This window comes from Stutzerimonas sp. NM35, assembly GCF_054604355.1.
The window spans coordinates 3,147,747-3,166,140 of the sequence record NZ_CM137728.1 but is presented as its reverse complement, the minus strand read 5'-3'; the positions used below and the strand labels follow the sequence as shown (position 1 = coordinate 3,166,140).

10 protein-coding genes are annotated in these 18,394 nt (G+C 62.6%); 8 read left to right on the top strand and 2 right to left on the bottom strand.

Annotation, left to right across the window (positions count from 1 at the left end; all coding sequences use genetic code 11):
- The first annotated feature begins 2 nt into the window (after positions 1-2).
- The 3 genes from ACYCFC_RS14615 to ACYCFC_RS14605 are packed head-to-tail and all read left to right on the top strand — an operon-like array spanning position 3 to position 8,666.
- Complete coding sequence (locus tag ACYCFC_RS14615; RefSeq protein ID WP_459654004.1) at positions 3-7,151, top strand: hybrid sensor histidine kinase/response regulator; 7,149 nt, start codon at positions 3-5, stop codon at positions 7,149-7,151.
- Positions 7,144-8,196: a chemotaxis protein CheB gene (locus tag ACYCFC_RS14610; RefSeq protein WP_459652054.1), complete on the top strand. Its 1,053-nt coding sequence runs from the start codon at positions 7,144-7,146 to the stop codon at positions 8,194-8,196. The genes ACYCFC_RS14615 and ACYCFC_RS14610 overlap by 8 nt, the downstream gene beginning before the upstream one ends.
- A complete protein-coding gene (locus tag ACYCFC_RS14605; protein WP_459652053.1) occupies positions 8,193-8,666 on the top strand; it encodes a chemotaxis protein CheW in 474 nt (157 codons plus the stop codon). Before ACYCFC_RS14610 ends, ACYCFC_RS14605 begins: the two co-directional genes overlap by 4 nt.
- Positions 8,667-8,884: 218 nt before the next feature.
- On the opposite strand, the gene ACYCFC_RS14600 is transcribed toward ACYCFC_RS14605, so the two are convergent.
- The gene (locus ACYCFC_RS14600) at positions 8,885-9,601 is read right to left on the bottom strand and encodes a 16S rRNA (uracil(1498)-N(3))-methyltransferase (protein WP_459652052.1); all 717 of its coding nucleotides are present in this window, start codon (positions 9,599-9,601) and stop codon (positions 8,885-8,887) included.
- Between the two features lie 101 nt (positions 9,602-9,702).
- Entirely contained in the window at positions 9,703-11,109 is a 1,407-nt protein-coding gene (locus ACYCFC_RS14595; RefSeq protein WP_459652051.1) for an adenosylmethionine--8-amino-7-oxononanoate transaminase, read from the bottom strand.
- A gap of 173 nt (positions 11,110-11,282) precedes the next feature.
- Between ACYCFC_RS14595 and ACYCFC_RS14590 the strand changes: the two genes are divergently transcribed.
- From ACYCFC_RS14590 to ACYCFC_RS14570, 5 genes are all read left to right on the top strand, one after another.
- Positions 11,283-11,843 (top strand): cytochrome b, encoded by a 561-nt coding sequence (locus ACYCFC_RS14590; protein ID WP_459654003.1) that lies wholly within the window; start codon positions 11,283-11,285, stop codon positions 11,841-11,843.
- Positions 11,844-11,860: 17 nt separating this feature from the next.
- Positions 11,861-12,436 carry a YceI family protein gene (locus ACYCFC_RS14585; protein WP_256053987.1) on the top strand — a complete coding sequence of 192 codons (576 nt, stop codon included), beginning with the start codon at positions 11,861-11,863 and terminating at the stop codon, positions 12,434-12,436.
- A 199-nt stretch (positions 12,437-12,635) separates the two neighbouring features.
- Entirely contained in the window at positions 12,636-13,760 is a 1,125-nt protein-coding gene (locus tag ACYCFC_RS14580; RefSeq protein WP_459652050.1) for an efflux RND transporter periplasmic adaptor subunit, read from the top strand.
- A 24-nt stretch (positions 13,761-13,784) separates the two neighbouring features.
- Positions 13,785-16,919: an efflux RND transporter permease subunit gene (locus ACYCFC_RS14575; RefSeq protein WP_459652049.1), complete on the top strand. Its 3,135-nt coding sequence runs from the start codon at positions 13,785-13,787 to the stop codon at positions 16,917-16,919.
- Entirely contained in the window at positions 16,916-18,346 is a 1,431-nt protein-coding gene (locus ACYCFC_RS14570; RefSeq protein ID WP_459652048.1) for an AdeC/AdeK/OprM family multidrug efflux complex outer membrane factor, read from the top strand. Before ACYCFC_RS14575 ends, ACYCFC_RS14570 begins: the two co-directional genes overlap by 4 nt.
- Positions 18,347-18,394 lie beyond the last annotated feature (48 nt).

Genomic DNA, 18,394 nt, shown 5'->3' with positions numbered 1-18,394 from the left:
CTATGGGTGATCGGCACGATTATGTCGCCCTGGAGTGGGTGAAGGGCGAAATTGCCGAAACGCTGAAGCAGGCGCGGCAGGCGCTGGAAGCGTTCGTCGAAAACCCGCAGGACTCGACGCGGATGCGCTTCTGCCTGACCTATGTGCATCAGGTCCAGGGTACCCTGCAGATGGTCGAGTTCTATGGTGCGGCCCTGCTCGCCGAGGAAATGGAGCAGCTCGCCCGCGCCTTGCTGGATGAGCGTGTCGCCAGCCGGACCGAGGCGCTGGAAGTGCTGATGCAGGCGATCCTGCAGATGCCGGCCTACCTTGATCGAATCCAGAGTGCGCGCCGCGATCTGCCCATGGTCGTGCTGCCGTTGCTCAATGACCTGCGCGCCGCGCGTGGCGAGAAACTGCTGTCGGAGACCAGCCTGTTTTCGCCGGACATGTCCGCGCGCCGTCCGGCTCTTTCAGGGGAATTCCTGGCGCAGCGGCAAACCGCCGACTTGCCTGGCTTGCTGCGCAAGATGCGGCAGATGCTGCAGGTTGCCCTGGTCGGGGTCATCCGCAATCAGGATCTGCCCACCAATCTGGGCTACATGGCGCGTGTGTTCGCGCGCCTGGAAATGCTCTGCAAGGACGCGCCGCTTGGCGCCCTGTGGCAGATCGCATCGGGCGTGGTCGAAGGGCTGGCCAGTGGCGGGGTCGCCAATGGCACCACGATTCGCACCCTGTTGCGCCAGGTCGACCGGGAGCTCAAGCGTCTCGTTGAGCAGGGCGCAGACGGCATCAATCAGGCCGCCCCCGATGAATTGACCAAGAACCTGCTGTTCTACGTCGCCAAGGCGCCCGCTCAGTCTGCACGCATCCAGGCCCTCAAGGCCGAGTACAGCCTCGACGAGGCATTGCCCGACAGCACTGTCGTGGATGAGGAGCGCGCCCAGTTGGCCGGCCCGGATCGCGGCGCCATGCGCTCGGTGGTGGCAGCGCTGTGCGAAGAGCTCGTTCGGGTGAAGGACAGCCTGGATCTGTTCGTGCGCAGTGATCGCATGGACCTGGCCGATCTCGGCGCGTTACAGGTGCCTCTCAAGCAGATTGCCGACACCCTTGCGGTGCTGGGTTTCGGTCAGCCGCGGCGGATCATTCTCGATCAGATTGAAGTGGTCGAAGCCCTGGCGCGTGGCCAGCGCAAAGCCGACGATGCCGCCTTGATGGATGTTGCCGGTGCGCTGCTGTACGTCGAGGCGACGCTGGCCGGCATGGTGGGTGGCACCGCGGAGGAACGAGACGAGGCCAGTCACCTGCCGACCACCGATGTCGCACAGATCCATCAGTTGGTCGTTCGCGAGGCGCGTACCGGGCTCGAACAGGCCAAGGATGCCATCATCGAGTTCATTGCCTCGCAGTGGAATCACCAGCATCTGGCGCGGGTACCCGATTTGCTGACCCAGTCCCGTGGCGGATTGGCGATGATTCCGCTGGCGCGTGCGGCAGCCTTGCTGGATGCCTGCAACCGCTATATCCAGGAGCAGTTGCTGGCGCGCCAGGCAATCCCGGACTGGCAGAGTCTGGACATGCTTGCCGATGCGATCACCAGCGTCGAGTACTACCTTGAACGCCTCAGCGAAGACTGCGGTTCTCAGGGCGATCTGATTCTCGATGTGGCGCAGGAGAGCCTGGAAGCGCTGGGTTATCCGCTGAGCGAGCCTGCCTCGATCCTTGAGCCGGAGCCCGCTGACGCCGCGCCGGAATTCGAGCTGGCCAATCCGCTGGATGAGATAGAAGTGCTGCTGCCGGAGCTGCTTGCCGATGCCTCTGTCAGTGAGGACGTAGAGCTGGTTGCAGGGCCTGACGCTCTGACGAGCGAGGCGTGCACCATCGAATCGCCGGTGATTGGGCAGCCGCCTGCTGACGATCCTGATTCGCAGGCATGGGCTCTTGCACCAGAAGTCGCCGAATACGAGCAGGATGAATGGCTGCTGACAGCCGACGCCGAAGTGGGCGCATCCTTCGCTGAAACGTCGCCTGCCGAGCCTGTAGCCGCTGAATCGGACGAGCAGGCGAACACCGAGTCTCTCGACTATTCGATGGTGTGGAGCGAGGCCGAGATGGCCGGGATGGGCATGCCCGCAGTCGTCCTGCCGGAGCCGGTGGTAGCACTGCCGGGCAGCGAGCCTGCGATCAGCCTCGATGACGTCATGGCCGCTCCCGTCGTTGCCATCAACCCGCCTGCACAGGATGTGCCGCCGAGCCTGTTGCCGCCCCCGGAAGACGAGGAGCCGGTCGACGACGAACTGCTTGAAGTCTTCATCGAGGAAGCTGCCGAGGTCCTTGAGACGGTCGGCGAGTATCTGCCTCGCTGGCACGCCGATCACGACGACAAGGAAGCCCTGACCGAGGTGCGCCGCGCCTTCCATACGCTCAAGGGCAGTGGCCGCATGGTCCGCGCGCTGGTCATTGGCGAGCTGGCGTGGTCCGTCGAGAACCTGTTCAACCGAATCCTGGACCGCAGTATCGAGGTGAGTGAGTCGGTCAGCAAAGTCGTCGACGATGTCGTCCGGCTGATGCCGGCACTGATCGAGGAGTTCGCGGCCAAAGCCCAGCGCCAGCGTGATGATGTCGACCGGTTGGCGGCTGATGCCCATGCGCTTGCCAAGGGGCAGCCGATTGCTGCCGAAGCGGTCGTGTCGCCTGTGCCGGAGCAGAGCGCGCGGGAAGAGGCGCTGGACCCGCAGTTGCTGGAGATTTTCCGTAACGAGGCGGAAGCCCACCTTACAGCCCTGGTGGATTTTCTCGCCGATTGCGCCCAGCGCCTGCCACAGCCGGTTACCGATGATTTGCAGCGTGCCCTGCATACGCTCAAGGGCAGCGCCCATATGGCGGGCATCCTGCCCATGGCGGAAATTGCCACCCCGCTGGAGAAAATGGCCAAGGAGTTCAAGGCCAACCTGATCGCCATGGAGCTGGCCGATGCGCAGCTTCTGCACAGCGCAGAGCAATTGCTGCGCCGTGGTCTGGAGAATCTGGATCATGATCCGCTGGCGCCCATCGAGGGTGCCGAGGCGTTCGTTGAGCAGGTGCATGCCTTGCATCAGGCGCGCCTGGCCGCTGCCGGAGCGCGTGGCGAAACGGATCAGGGCGAGGCGCGCGATCCGGGAATGATTGCGCTGTTTCTCTCGGAAGGCATGAACATCCTTCTGGATGCCGAGGATCTTCTGCACAGCTGGCGCGAACATCCGGAGGAACGCCAGGAGTTGACCGCACTGCTGGAGGAACTGACGACCCTCGGGCTTGGCGCGCAGATGGCGGATCTGCCGCAGATCGATGCGCTCTGCCAGGTGCTGCTCGACCTCTATGCGGTTGTCCAGGATGGCCGTCTTGCGGTCAGCGAGCGGTTTTTCGACGATGTTGAGCAAGGCCACGAAGCGCTGGTTGGCATGATGGATCAGGTCGCGGCAGGCTTGCAGGTCAGCGCGCAGCCTGAGTTGGTCGCTCGTCTTGAGGCCTTGCTGGCTGAAGCGGGCGAGTCGGATGTCCTATCGGTCGATGACCCACTGCAGGCAGTTGCAACTCCTGAGGCCTGCGCCGTAGATACTGCTGAAGCCGAATTCCAACCTGTCGAGTTTCTCGCGCCGGACGACGAGCAGGACCGGGAAATGGTCGAGATTTTTCTCGATGAAGCCGTCGACCTGCTGGAAAGTGCCGGGGGGGCACTGGAGCGCTGGCTGGCCGATCCTGCCAACCAGTTGGCCCTGTCTGCGCTGTTGCGGGACCTGCATACCCTCAAGGGTGGTGCACGGATGGCTGCGATTAGGCCCATAGGTGATCTGGCCCACGAGTTGGAGGCGCTCTACGAGGGGCTCACCGACGGGCGTTATGCACATTCGCAGGAACTTGCCGCACTGCTTCTGAGCAGCCACGATCTGCTTGCGATGCAGTTGGAGCAGTTGCAGGCATACCAGCCGATGGACACGGCACTGGTACTGATCGAGCGTATCCAGGCGTACCGTCGGGGTGCTGCGCCGGGTTTCGAGAGCGACATGGCGGACAGCGATGAGCCGTCTGTGGCAGTAGCCGATGCCGAGCCGCTCGCGAATGAACCCGTTGATTCGGATTTGCCAGGCCTGATCGATGAAGCCTGGCTGGTCAGCGATGATGAGATGCAAGCCGAGCGCGCTGCAGCGCCGATAGATAACGATGCCGGCCCGACTGAGGTTGAGTGGACACCGGACCCCAGCTTCGATATCGAGTCATGGATGTCGGACGGCGAAATCGGAGAGCCCGCAGGGGATGTGTCGGAACCTCCCGCGGGCCAGTCCGCTACGGAGCCCACCGAGGCGGGCAGCGGAGGCTGGGAAGAGCGCGATCCCGAACTGGTGCAGATATTCCTTGAAGAAGGCTTCGATATCCTCGATCGCGCCGGCTTGTCGCTGCAGCGCTGGATGAATGATGTCGACAACAGCTTCGAGGTCGAGGCACTGCAGCGAGACCTGCATACCCTCAAGGGTGGCGCGCTGATGGCCGATATCCGCGAGATCGGCGATCTCGCCCATGAACTCGAATACCTCTACGAAGGCCTGTGTGCCGGCCATTATCGGGCGAGTGAAGCCCTGTTCGCTCTGCTCCAGTCCTGCCATGACCGGCTTGCAGCGATGCTCGATGCGGTGCGCAGCTATCGCGAGTTACCCAGCGGACTGGACCTGATAGAAACCATTCGGCGCTTTCGGGCCAACCCCGATGAGCAGTTGAGCATACCCAGCAGCGTCGCTTTGAAGGCGGCTGAGGAGGTTGCTCGCAATGCGGCCGATGCCGAAATTCTGGACATCTTTATCGAAGAGGCCGATGACCTCCTGGAAGAGATGGAGGCGCTGCTGGCCCGTTGGGATGCAGCACGTGACAGCGCGGCTCCGCTGGTTGACATGATGCGTATCCTGCATACGCTCAAGGGTGGTGCGCGGCTGGCCAGCCAGAGCGGGCTGGGCGATATGGCGCATGACCTGGAGCAACGTCTCGGAGAAGCCCAGGCGCAGGGTGGAGCCTGGTCGGAGAGTCTTTTCCTCGATGTGCAGCGTGGCTACGACGCCCTGCTTGGTGAAGTGGAATCGATGCGCGCACTGTTGGCGAGCGAGCCGGAGACGATCAACGATGATCACAAGCCGGCGACGTCTGAACTGACTCGTACCGATGCCGCTGTGATCACGCTGGATACGCCGATCGTTGCCGCCAGCGTCCCGGCGCCGGTTGTCAGTACGCCGGCCAAGGTTCTGCCGTTCATTCGTCGTGCCGAGCAGGCCGCGCTGGATGCCGCATCGCGGCGTGCGCCGCAGGAACTGGTCAAGGTGCCGGCCGATCTGCTCGAGGGGCTGGTCAACCTGGCGGGTGAAACCTCGATCTTCCGCGGGCGGGTCGAACAGCAGGTCAGTGACGTCGGCTTCACTCTGGGTGAAATGGAAGCCACCATCGAGCGGGTCCGCGATCAGTTACGACGGCTGGATACCGAGACCCAGGCGCAGATTCTGAGCAGCTATCAGGCCGAAGCCGAGCGCGCCGGTTATGACGATTTCGACCCTCTGGAAATGGACCGGCACTCGCAGCTCCAGCAACTTTCCCGTGCGTTGTTCGAGTCGGCGTCCGACCTGCTCGACCTCAAGGAAACCCTGGCGGCGCGTAATCGCGATGCGGAAACGCTGCTGTTGCAGCAGGCACGGGTCAACACCGAACTCCAGGAAGGCCTCATGCGGACCCGCATGGTGCCCTTCGATCGACTGGTGCCGCGCTTGCGCCGCATCGTTCGGCAGATTGCCGGCGAACTGGACAAGCAGGTCGAGTTCCACGTCGGCAACGCGACGGGGGAAATGGATCGCAGCGTCCTCGAACGTATCGTCGCGCCGCTGGAGCACATGCTGCGCAATGCCGTGGACCACGGCATCGAGGCCGGTCCCAGGCGTCTCGCCGCAGGCAAGCCCGAGCAGGGCAATATCCGCCTGGAACTGACGCGTGAGGGCGGTGATATCGTCCTGGCGCTCAGCGACGACGGGGCGGGAATCAATATCGAGGCCGTGCGGCGCAAGGCGCTCGAGCGCGGCCTGATGCTTGCCGGTGCCGAGCTGAGCGACCACGAAATCCTGCAGTTCATTCTCGAGGCGGGTTTCTCCACGGCCGAGCGGGTCACGCAGATCTCGGGTCGTGGTGTCGGCATGGATGTGGTGCACTCGGAGGTCAAGCAGCTTGGTGGCTCCATGGGCATCGAGTCGAAGCAGGGCGTCGGTACGCGCTTCCTGATCCGCCTGCCTTTCACCGTATCGGTCAACCGCGCCCTGATGGTGTATTCCGGTGAGGATCTTTATGCAATCCCGCTGAATACCATCGAAGGTATCGTGCGCGTTTCGCCTTATGAGCTCGAAGCCTATTACCAGCCGGGCGCCCCGCGTTTCGAGTATGCCGGGCAGACCTACGAACTGCGCTACCTGGGCGAGCTGTTGAACAACGGCCAGCGTCCCAAGCTGGTCGGTCAGAGCCTGCCGTTGCCGGTGATCCTGGTGCGCTCGAAGGAACACAGCGTCGCGGTGCAGGTCGACAGCCTGGCCGGCTCGCGGGAAATCGTGGTGAAAAGCCTGGGTCCGCAGTTCGCCACGGTGCCGGGCATTTCCGGTGCGACCATTCTCGGTGACGGTCGCGTGGTGGTGATTCTCGACCTGCTGGCGACCATTCGCGTGCTTCATGCCCATCTGCTGACACAACAGCAGCCGCTGCGACTGATTGGCGAAGACCCGCCAGCCGAAGTGGAAATCGACAGGCCGACCCTGGTCATGGTGGTGGACGATTCCGTCACCGTGCGCAAGGTCACCAGCCGCCTGCTGGAACGTAACGGCATGAACGTACTGACCGCCAAGGACGGTGTCGATGCGATCACCCAGCTGCAGGAACGCAAGCCGGACATCATGCTGCTGGATATCGAAATGCCTCGCATGGACGGTTTCGAGGTGGCGACACTGGTGCGCCACGATGAGCGGCTCAAGCAGCTGCCGATCATCATGATCACCTCGCGAACCGGCGAAAAGCACAGGGACAGGGCAATGGCCATCGGCGTGAACGAGTATCTCGGCAAGCCGTACCAGGAATCGCTGCTGCTCGAAACGATCCAGCGACTGGTTATGCATCATGAGTGAGCTGGAGGCGGCACGCATCGGGGTGATTGCCGACACCTCGCTGCAGCGCCATGTGTTGCAGCAGGCATTGAGCGCCAATGGCTACCGGGTGGTGCTCAACAATGATCCCGCTCGGCTGGAGGAGGCGGACCTGGCAGCGGTCGAGGCCGACCTGTGGCTCGTCGATCTGGCTCAGACCGAGGACTCGCCGCTGGTCAATGCGCTGCTGGAGAGCGACCGCTGTCCGGTGCTCTTTGGTGAAGGGCATGCGCCGGAGCGGCAGTCGGAACACTACCCGCGCTGGGAGCGCCGCCTGTTCGGCAAGCTCAAGCGGTTGGTCGGCGATCCGTCGCGTGTGGTCGGTCCGCGTCTGGAGATCATGCGTGACGACATGCAGCGTCCCGCCTGCCTGACATTGCCGAGCGCTCTGGCTGCTACCGGTTCGGCAGTCGGTGAACCAGCAAATGAGGTCTGGTTGCTGGCTGCGTCGCTGGGTGGGCCAGAGGCGGTCAAGGCATTCCTTGATGCACTGCCAGCCGGGCTGCCGGTTGGCTTCGTCTACGCACAGCACATCGGAGCGAGTTTCGAGTCGGCACTGTCGCAAGCCGTCGGTCGCCATAGCCTGTGGCAGGTCAACCAGAGCCGCGCCAGCGACAGGATTCGCTGCGGCGAGGTGGTGATCGCGCCCATCGCCCAGGAAATGAGCTTCGGTCAGGAAGGCGCCATGCTGCTGAACGGACGCAGCTGGCCCGAGCCCTACAGCCCTTCCATCGACCAGATGATGCTGAATCTGGCGCAACAGTTCGGCAGTCGCTGTGGCGTTATCGCCTTCAGCGGCATGGGCAGCGACGGCAGCGCCGCGGCGGCCTATCTGCTGCGCCAGGGCGGGCGGGTCTGGACCCAGCGTGCCGACTCCTGCGTGTGCTCAAGCATGCCCGACAGCCTTCGCGAAGGGGGCTACAGCTCCTTCAGCGGAGACCCGCGAGAACTGGCCCAGGCCATGCTCGACCATCTTGCGCGGCAGGCCGGCAGGCCTGCCGTCGCCCTGCAACCGGATACTCCATGAGCCAGTCGCTAACCACTCAGGACGCTGCCAGCAGCCTCACCGGCCTGCTGGTGCCACTCGCCGATCGCACGCTGCTGCTGCCTAACGTGGCGGTTGCCGAACTGATTCCCTACCGCGCGCCGCAAACTGTTCAGGGCAATGTGCCCGCCTGGTTTCTCGGCCAGGTCCCCTGGCGCGATCTGATGCTGCCGCTGCTGTCGTTCGAGGCGGCCTCGGGGGGGCAGACAGAAACCGGTTCACGGGCTCGGGTCGTGATCCTCAACGCCCTGGGCGGTCGCGATCACGTGAAGTTCATTGCCTTGCTGGTCCAGGGCATCCCGCGCTCGATCAAGGTCGATGCCAGCCTGGCACGTACGGATGCGCCGTTGGCGCCGCTGGAACTGGATGCGGTGAACCTTGGCGATATCCAGGCGCGTATTCCCGACCTTATCGCTCTCGAACAGAAGCTGGCCGATGCCGGATTGATATAAACGCCTCGACAGGCTTCGGGTGGGCTGTCGCTTTCAAGTCGTCGGATCAGGCATTCCGAACGTCGGATTACGCCTTCGGAAACCCGGATTACGCCTTCGGCTAATCCAGGCTACGGTCTGGCGTAGGTCGGGTCACGCTTCACCGACCCGACGAGCGAGGCCAAGGTGATATAAAAAACGACATTCCCCTGCATTTGCGTTCACTTGACGCTTGCGGCTCAGAAATCTCCCCATAACTGCTGCGCCACGCTCAGAGCGACCACCGGCGCGGTCTCCGTGCGCAGTACACGCGGGCCGAGGCGGGCGGGGTGGAAGCCTTGGTTTTTCGCCTGTTCCACCTCGGTCTGCGTCAGACCACCTTCCGGGCCGATCAGAAAGGCCAGTGAGTCCGGGCGCTGATGGCCTGACAGCGGTTCGGCGACAGGATGCAGGACCAGTTTCAGCGCGGCCTCAACCCTGAGCCATTGCGCGAGAGGCGTCGGTGGGTGGATCACGGGGATGACCGAGCGTCCACATTGCTCGCAGGCGCTGATGGCGATCTGGCGCCAGTGGGCCAGGCGCTTGTCGGCCCGCTCGTCCTTCAGCCGCACTTCGCAGCGTTCGCTGACGATCGGCGTGATGTCCGCAACACCCAGTTCGACGGCTTTCTGGATCGCCCAGTCCATCCGCTCGCCTCGGGACAGGCCCTGGCCGAGATGAATCCGCAGGCGCGACTCGGGCAGGCCGGCCAGTTGCTGGCGCAGCTCGACACGCACCTGCTTCTTGCCCACCTCGACCAGTTCGCCCTGGTATTCCTGGCCACTGCCGTCGAACAGCTGCACGGCAGCGCCAGGCGCAAGACGCAGGACACGACCGATGTAGTGGGCCTGGGCTTCGGGCAGTTCGTGCTGGCCGAGGGAGAGCGGGGCGTCGATAAAGAAGCGGGATAGGCGCATAGGGGGAACCGAAAAAGCCGCTGGAGGCTGAAGGCTGGACGAGGACGGCATGGTGCAACCCTGGCTTCCTTTCGTCCAGCCTTCAGCGCTGTTCCCGGCTGTTATCCCGGATCGTGGAAGTTCGCTGGCGCGCCCGGCGTCATGGCCACGCTGACCGCTGCCCGGGTGGCGATATCGATGCCTTCGCTGGCGACTTCGGCGAGGAAGTCGATCTGCTCCTCGGTAATGGTATAGGGCGGCAGGAAGTAGACCACGCTGCCCAGCGGGCGCAGCAGGGCGCCGCGTTGCAGGGCGTGCTGGTAGACCTTGAGGCCGCGGCGTTCCTGCCACGGATAGGGCGTCTTGCTCGCTTTGTCGGCGACCATCTCGATGGCGACAGCCATGCCGGTCTGCCTGACTTCGGCCACCTGCGGGTGATCGGCCAGGTGCGCGGTGGCGGTTGCCATGCGCGCGGCCAGCGCCTTGTTCGCCTCGATCACCTTGTCCTGCTTGAAGATATCCAGTGTCGCCAGTGCCGCCGCGCAAGCCAGCGGGTTGCCGGTGTAGGTGTGCGAATGGAGGAAGGCGCGCAGGGTCGAGTAGTCGTCGTAGAACGCCTGGTAGAGCCTGTCCGTCGTTAATACCGCCGCCATCGGCAGATAGCCGCCGGTGAGGGCCTTGGACAGGCAGAGGAAGTCCGGGGTGATGCCGGCCTGTTCGCAGGCGAACATCGTCCCGGTACGCCCGAAGCCGACGGCGATTTCGTCATGAATCAGGTGCACCTCGTAGCGATCGCAGGCCTCGCGCAGCAGTTTGAGGTAGACCGGGTGATACATGCGCATGCCGCCCGCGCCCTGGATCAGCGGTTCGACGATCACGGCGGCGATTTCCCCGTGATGCTCGGCCAGGGTCTGTTCCATGTGCGCGAACATCGTGCGCGAGTGTTCTTCCCAGCTCACGCCTTCGGGGCGCAGGTAGCAGTCCGGGCTCGGCACCTTGAAGGTGTCCAGCAACAGCGGCTTGTAGGTATCGGTGAACAGTGCGACATCGCCCACCGACATCGCCGCGACGGTTTCGCCGTGGTAACTGTTGGTCAGGGTGACGAAACGCTGTTTGGCCGACCTGCCGCAGTTGCGCCAGTAGTGAAAGCTCATCTTCAGCGCGACCTCAATGCCGGTCGAGCCGTTGTCGGTATAAAACACCCGTTCCAGCCCCGCAGGCGTGAGCGCGACCAGCCGCTCGGACAATTCGATTACCGGCTGATGGCTGAAGCCGGCGAGCATCACGTGTTCGAGCTGATCGAGCTGGTCCTTGATGCGCTGGTTGATGCGCGGGTTGGCATGGCCGAATACATTGACCCACCAGGAGCTGACGGCATCGATATAGCGCTTGCCGTCGAAATCTTCCAGCCAGACACCCTCGCCACGCCGAATGGGAATCAGCGGCAGCTGTTCGTGGTCCTTCATCTGGGTGCAGGGATGCCAGAGAACGGAGAGGTCACGCTGCATCCAGCTGTCGTTCAGGCTCATCATCGCTCCTTGTGCGAACGGGCAGGGATGCGCAGCCTAGCAGAAAGTGGCTCACCGGCCCTGGCGTCGGGTGATCAATCAACTTCTTCGATACCTTGAAGCGAAAAAATACGCCTTACTCCGATCCGTTAATCGTTAGGCTTGTCGAATATCAATTGCGCGGGTCTTTATCGATGCAGTGGCGAAATTCTTCAAACAACTATGGCCTTGTCAGCATTGCTATGCACTGGCTGGTTTCGATTGCCGTGGTTGGCCTGTTCGCGCTGGGTTACTGGATGGTCGGGCTGAACTATTACAGCGGCTGGTATCGCACCGCCCCGGATATTCACAAAAGCGTCGGGATCCTGCTGTTTGGCCTGATGCTGGTGCGGGTCATCTGGCGGTTCGTCAGCCCCGCCCCGTCCCCTCTGCGCAGCCATGGCCGCAGGACGCGCATGGCGACCAAGGCTGGACACGGCCTGCTCTATGGGGGGCTGTTTGTTCTAATGATTTCCGGCTACCTGATTTCCACCGCCGATGGCCGTGCCATCGGTGTGTTTGGCTGGTTCGAGGTGCCGGCGTTGATTACCTCGATTCCAAATCAAGCGGATGCTGCAGGCCTGGTGCACGAGTACCTGGCCTGGGGGGTGCTGATCTTATCCGGTCTGCATGCTCTGGCGGCACTCAAGCACCACTTCATTGACCGCGATCCGACCCTGAAAAGGATGTTCGGTCGCGCTGATGATCACGTCTAAACAAAGGAGAGTTCACCATGCTCAAGAAAACTTTCGCTGCCCTGGCCCTGGGTTCAATGATCTTCGCCGGGCAGGCTGTCGCCGCCGACTATGTGATCGACAAGGAAGGTCAGCATGCCTTCGTCAATTTCAAGATCAGCCACCTGGGCTACAGCTGGCTGTACGGCACCTTCAAGGATTTCGACGGCAGCTTCAGCTTCGATGCGGCGCAGCCGGAAGCCAGCGAGGTCGAGGTGACGCTGAAAACCGCCAGCCTGGACTCCAACCATGCTGAGCGGGACAAACACCTGCGCAGCGATGATTTCCTCAATGTTGCCAAGCACCCGACGGCCACCTTCAAGTCGACTGCAGTCAAGTCCACCGGCGAGGGTACTGCCGATATTACCGGTGATCTGACGCTCAATGGGGTGACCAAGCCTGTAGTGATCGCGGCGAAATTCATTGGTGAAGGTCAGGACCCCTGGGGTGGTTACCGCGCCGGCTTTGAAGGCACGACCACGCTGACACTGAAGGACTTCGACATAAAGATGGATCTTGGTCCGGCTTCGCAAACCGTAGACCTGATCATCTCCGTTGAAGGCGTTCGTCAGTAAGCGGAGGTTGTCACAGGCGCCGGCGCAAGCCGGCGTTCTGCGTTTGGGTACGCACAAAAAGACGTCTAACTGACCCTGCGGATATAGCGATAATTTGTTTACAGACAGTGATGAATGTAAGTATATTTCCGCCATTCTGCCATTCGAGTCTGCCGCCGCTGCCTTGCGCCGGCACTGTCCGCCAACGAGGTTCATCTTCATGTCACTCAAGCCAGCCAGTGCTGCCCTGATCACGCTTTTCGCCGCATCCCTGCTTGTCGGTTGTCAGGAGGACGAGGCCGCAGCGCCAGCAGCCCAGGAAGCGCCGCAGGTTGGCTTCGTGACACTGAAAGCCGAGCCTTTCGCGCTCACCACCGAGCTGCCAGGGCGTGCCCAACCCTTCCGCATTGCCGAGGTGCGTCCGCAGGTTGATGGCATTATTCAGAAGCGCCTGTTTACTGAGGGCAGCGACGTCAAGGCGGGACAGCAGCTGTATCAGATCGATGATGCGGTCTACCAGGCGGTCTACAAGAGCGCCCAGGCCAGCCTGGCCTCGACCAAGTCCCTCGCTGACCGTTATGCCTTGCTCGTAGAGGAACAGGCGGTAAGCAAGCAGGCCTACGATGAAGCGCGTGCGACCAATCTGCAGGCAGAAGCAGATCTGGAGCGTGCGCGGATCAATGTGCGCTACACCAAGGTACTGGCACCCATTTCAGGCCGAATTGGCCGCTCGGCCGTCACCGAAGGTGCGCTGGTCAGTAGTGGCCAGGCACAAGAGCTGGCAATCATCCAGCAGCTGGATCCGATCTACGTCGATGTCACCCAGCCGGCGCGCGACCTGCTCGTACTGCGCCGTGATCTGGCCGAGGGGCGACTGCAGAAAGCGGGCGAGAACGCGGCGAAAGCGACCTTGACCCTCGAAGACGGCAGCGCCTACCAGCATGAGGGCAAGCTCGAGTTCTCCGAAGTATCGGTGGATGCCGGAACCGGCTCGGTGGTGCTGCGTGCGGTCTTCCCCAATCCGGACAAGGTGCTGATGCCCGGCATGTTCGTGCATGCACGGCTGGTCGCCGGGGTAAAGAGTGAAGCCATTCTGGCGCCCCAACAGGGCATCACACGGACCCCGACCGGGCAGGCGACCGCGCTGGTGGTCAATGCCGAAAACAAGGTCGAGGCGCGTCAGGTCACGACAGCGCGTACCGTTGGCAACCGCTGGCTGGTGACCGAAGGGCTCAATGCCGGTGATCGCCTGATCACCGAGGGGCTGCAGTTCATTGCTCCGGGCGTCGAGGTCAACCCCGTTCCGGCCAGCAATGTTGCCGCCGCCCAGCCACAAGCCCAGTAAGGCTGAGCCAAGGATAATCACCCCATGTCCAGATTCTTTATTGACCGCCCCATTTTCGCTTGGGTAATCGCCCTGGTGATCATGCTGGCCGGCGGCCTGTCCATTCTCGGCCTGCCGGTCAATCAGTACCCCAGTATTGCGCCGCCTGCAGTCGGCATTCAGGTCAGCTACCCCGGTGCATCCGCACAGACGGTGCAGGACACCGTGGTGCAGGTCATCGAGCAGCAACTGAACGGCATCGACGGCTTTCGCTATATGTCCTCGGAGAGCAACTCCGACGGCAGCATGTCGATCACCGTGACCTTCGTGCAGGGCACTGATCCGGATATCGCCCAGGTCCAGGTGCAGAACAAGCTGCAGCTGGCCACACCGTTGCTGCCCCAGGAAGTCCAGCAGCAGGGCATTCGGGTCACCAAGTCGGTCCGTAACTTCCTCATGGTGCTCGGCGTGATTTCGACCGATGGCAGCATGACCCGCGGCGATCTGTCGGACTACATTGTTTCCAATATCCAGGACCCCATTTCGCGGACGGCCGGCGTGGGCGACTTCCAGGTGTTCGGTTCGCAATACGCCATGCGCATCTGGCTTGATCCGGCCAAACTGAACAATTATGCGCTGACGCCCGTGGATGTTGCCGAGGCGATCCGCGCGCAGAACGTGCAGATTTCGGCGGGACAGTTTGGCGGCTTGCCGGCGGTGCCGGGCCAGCAGCTCAGTGCGACCATCATTGGCAAAACGCGGCTGCAAACGCCCGAGCAGTTCCGCGACATTTTGCTCAAGGTGAACAGCGATGGCTCACAGGTGCGCCTGGGTGATGTCGCCAGGGTTGCACTGGCAGAACAGAACTCGGCCATCAGTGCGCTGTACAACGGCATGCCGGCCTCGGCGATTGGCATCAAGCTGGCAACGGGTGCCAATGCATTGAATACGGCCAAGGCCGTCCGCGCCACCATTGCCGAGCTGGAACCCTTCTTCCCGCCAGGCATGGAGGTGGTCTATCCCTACGACACCTCGCCCGTGGTATCGGCCTCGATTACCGGTGTGGTCCACACCCTGTTCGAGGCCATCGTCCTGGTTTTCCTGGTGATGTATCTGTTCCTGCAGAACTTCCGCGCCACGCTGATTCCGACGCTGGCGGTGCCAGTGGTGCTGCTGGGTACTTTCGGTGTGCTCGCGGCATTCGGCTTCAGCATCAATACCCTGACGATGTTCGCGATGGTGCTGGCCATCGGACTGCTGGTGGATGATGCCATCGTGGTGGTGGAGAACGTCGAGCGGGTCATGGCCGAGGAAGGGCTGTCGCCGCTGGAAGCGACACGCAAATCCATGGGGCAGATTCAGGGCGCACTGGTCGGTATCGGCCTGGTGCTGTCGGCGGTGTTCGTGCCCATGGCGTTCTTTGGTGGCTCCACGGGGGTCATCTATCGGCAGTTCGCGATCACCATCGCCTCGGCGATGACGCTGTCGGTGCTGGTGGCGCTGATCTTCACTCCGGCGCTGTGCGCAACGATGCTCAAGCCGATTCCCAAGGGACAGCACCACCAGAAAGGCGGCTTTTTCGGCTGGTTCAACCGCACTTTCGAGCGAGGTGTCGGGCGCTATGAAAATGGCGTGCGCAGCGTGCTCAAGCGCAAGATTCCCTATCTTCTGCTGTATGTGATCATCGTTGCCGCCATGGGGCTGCTGTTCACCAAACTGCCCACTTCGTTCTTGCCCGAAGAGGACCAGGGCGTACTGTTTGCCCAGGTTCAGACGCCAGCCGGCTCGACGGCGGAGCGCACCCAGCAGACCATCGACGCCGTGCGCGAGTATCTGCTGAAGGACGAGAGCGACGTGGTCAACTCGGTGTTCACCATTACCGGCTTCAACTTCGCCGGGCGTGGACAGAATTCCGCGATGGCCTTTATCGGGCTCAAGCCCTGGGATGAGCGCACCGCCGAAGGGCAGGACGTGGCCTCGCTGGCGCAGCGTGCACAACAGCGCTTCGGCACCTTCCGTGATGCCATGGTGTTCGCCTTCGCCCCGCCTGCGGTCATGGAACTGGGTAATGCCACCGGCTTCAACTTCTTCCTGCAGGACCGGGCCGGCGTTGGTCATGATGCGCTGATGGCGGCGCGCAATCAGTTTCTCGGCCTTGCCGGGCAGCATCCGATGCTCGCCGACGTACGCCCCAACGGCCTGAATGACGAACCGCAGTACAAATTGCTGATCGATGACGAGAAGGCAAGAGTGCTCGGGCTTTCCCACAGTGCAATCAATAATGCGCTGTCGATTGGCTGGGGTTCGAGCTACGTCAACGACTTCATCGATCGTGGTCGCGTCAAGCGCGTGTATATGCAGGGCGAGGCCAGCGCGCGGATGAATCCGGAAGACCTCAACAAGTGGTTCGTGCGCAACGATCAGGGCGAAATGGTGCCGTTCAGCGCCTTCGCCAGCGGCGAGTGGATCTATGGTCCGCCCAAACTGTCGCGTTACAACGGCGTATCGGCGATGGAAATCATGGGGCAGGCAGCACCGGGCTACAGCTCAGGAGATGCCATGACGGTAGTGGAAGAGCTTGCCCAGCAGTTGCCGCCAGGCGTGGGGATTTCCTGGACGGGCCTGTCCTACGAGGAGCGGCTCTCCGGTGATCAGGCGCCGGCGCTCTATGCCTTGTCATTGCTGGTGGTATTTCTTTGTCTGGCGGCGCTTTATGAAAGCTGGTCGATCCCCTTCGCAGTGATGCTGGTCGTGCCGCTCGGTGTCATCGGTGCATTGTTGGCGACCATGGGCCGTGGCCTGTCCAATGACGTGTTCTTCCAGGTCGGCTTGCTGACCACAATCGGCCTGACGGCGAAGAACGCCATTCTTATCGTGGAATTCGCCAAGGATCTGCACGAGCAGGGCATGAGCCGCTTCGATGCTGCCGTACAGGCCTGCCGGATGCGCTTGCGCCCAATCGTCATGACCTCGCTGGCTTTCACCCTGGGCGTTGTGCCCTTGGCATTGGCCAGTGGCGCCGGTGCAGGCAGCTCCCATGCCATCGGGACCGGCGTTATCGGCGGGATGATCACCGCAACCGTGCTGGTGATCTTCTGGGTACCGCTGTTCTATGTTCTGGTGTCTTCGCTGGAACGCAAAAAGGCCGCTCCTGACGAGCAGAAAGGAGATGCGCAATGAACAAGTCCGTACTGACATTGGCGCTGGCGGCAGCACTCGGCGGCTGCTCGCTGATTCCTGACTATCAGCGTCCGGATACGCCTGCTGCGGCCAACTGGCCCGAAGGCGAAGCCTATGCACAAGGCAGCGCGAGTCAGGGCCAGGCACAGGATCTGGACTGGCAGCGATTCTTCCGCGATCCGCAGCTGCGCCAGCTGATTGGTGTCGCACTGGAAAACAACCGCGATCTGCGCGTTGCTGCGCTCAACGTCGAGGCCTATCGCGCGCTGTACCGTATTCAGCGTGCCGATCTGTTGCCGGCGATCAGTGCCGACGGCTCCGGCAGCCGTACCCGTACGCCCGGCGATCTCAACCAGACCGGCCAAAGCAATATCGGTAGTCAGTACAGTGCGACGCTCGGTGTGGCCTGGGAACTGGACCTGTTCGGCCGTCTGGGCAGCCTTCGCGAGCAGGCGCTGGAAGAGTATTTCGCCACCGAGGCGGCGCAACGCAGCGCGCGCATCAGCCTGATTGCCAGCGTCGCCAACGCCTGGTTGACCCTGCAGGCCGACCAGGCGCTGCTCCAGGTCAGCCGCGATACACTCAAGACTTTCGAGGAAAGCCTGGCGCTGACCCAGCGCAGTTTCGATGTGGGCGTCGCCTCGGCGCTTGAGCTGAGTCAGGCTCGCAGCTCGGTGGATAGCGCCCGCGTGCGCATCGAGCAGTACACGCGCCTGGTGGCTCAGGACCGTAACGCACTGAGCCGACTGCTGGGGCAGAATGTCGAACCCGAGCTGTCACCTGACGGCGCGCTGGAGCGCGATCAGCTGGCGGATCTGCCGGTCGGTTTGCCTTCCGATCTGCTCTATCGACGCCCCGACATCATTCGTGCCGAGCACCAGCTGCGTGCGGCCAATGCCAATATCGGTGCGGCCAGGGCGGCGTTCTTCCCGCGCATCAGCCTGACGGGCGCCGTGGGCAGTGCCAGCAGCGAGCTGTCCGGCCTGTTCGACAGTGGCTCCGATTACTGGACCTTCTCGCCAAGGATCAGCGTGCCGATCTTCAATGCCGGACAGCTGCGGGCGAATCTGGACTACGCCGAGATCAGCCGCAACATCCAGGTGGCGCAATACGAGTCGGCCATCCAGACCGCTTTCCGCGAAGTCTCCGATGGCCTGGCTGCGCAGGCGACCTATGCAAGGCAGGTGCAGGCGCAACGCGATCTGCTGGAAACCAGCGAAGACTACTTCCGCCTGGCGGAATGGCGTTATCGGACCGGCGTGGACAGCTATCTGACCTTGCTCGATGCCCAGCGCCAGCTGTTCAGCGTGCGGCAGCAGTTCATCGGCGATCGTTTGGCGCAAATGGTCAGTGAGGTGGATCTGTTCAAGGCGCTGGGTGGTGGCTGGGATCCCGAAGCCGAGTCGGTTGCCGGTAGCGAAGGCTGAGACTTAGCTGGTTGCTGTTCTGGAAATGAAAACGCCACCCGAGGGTGG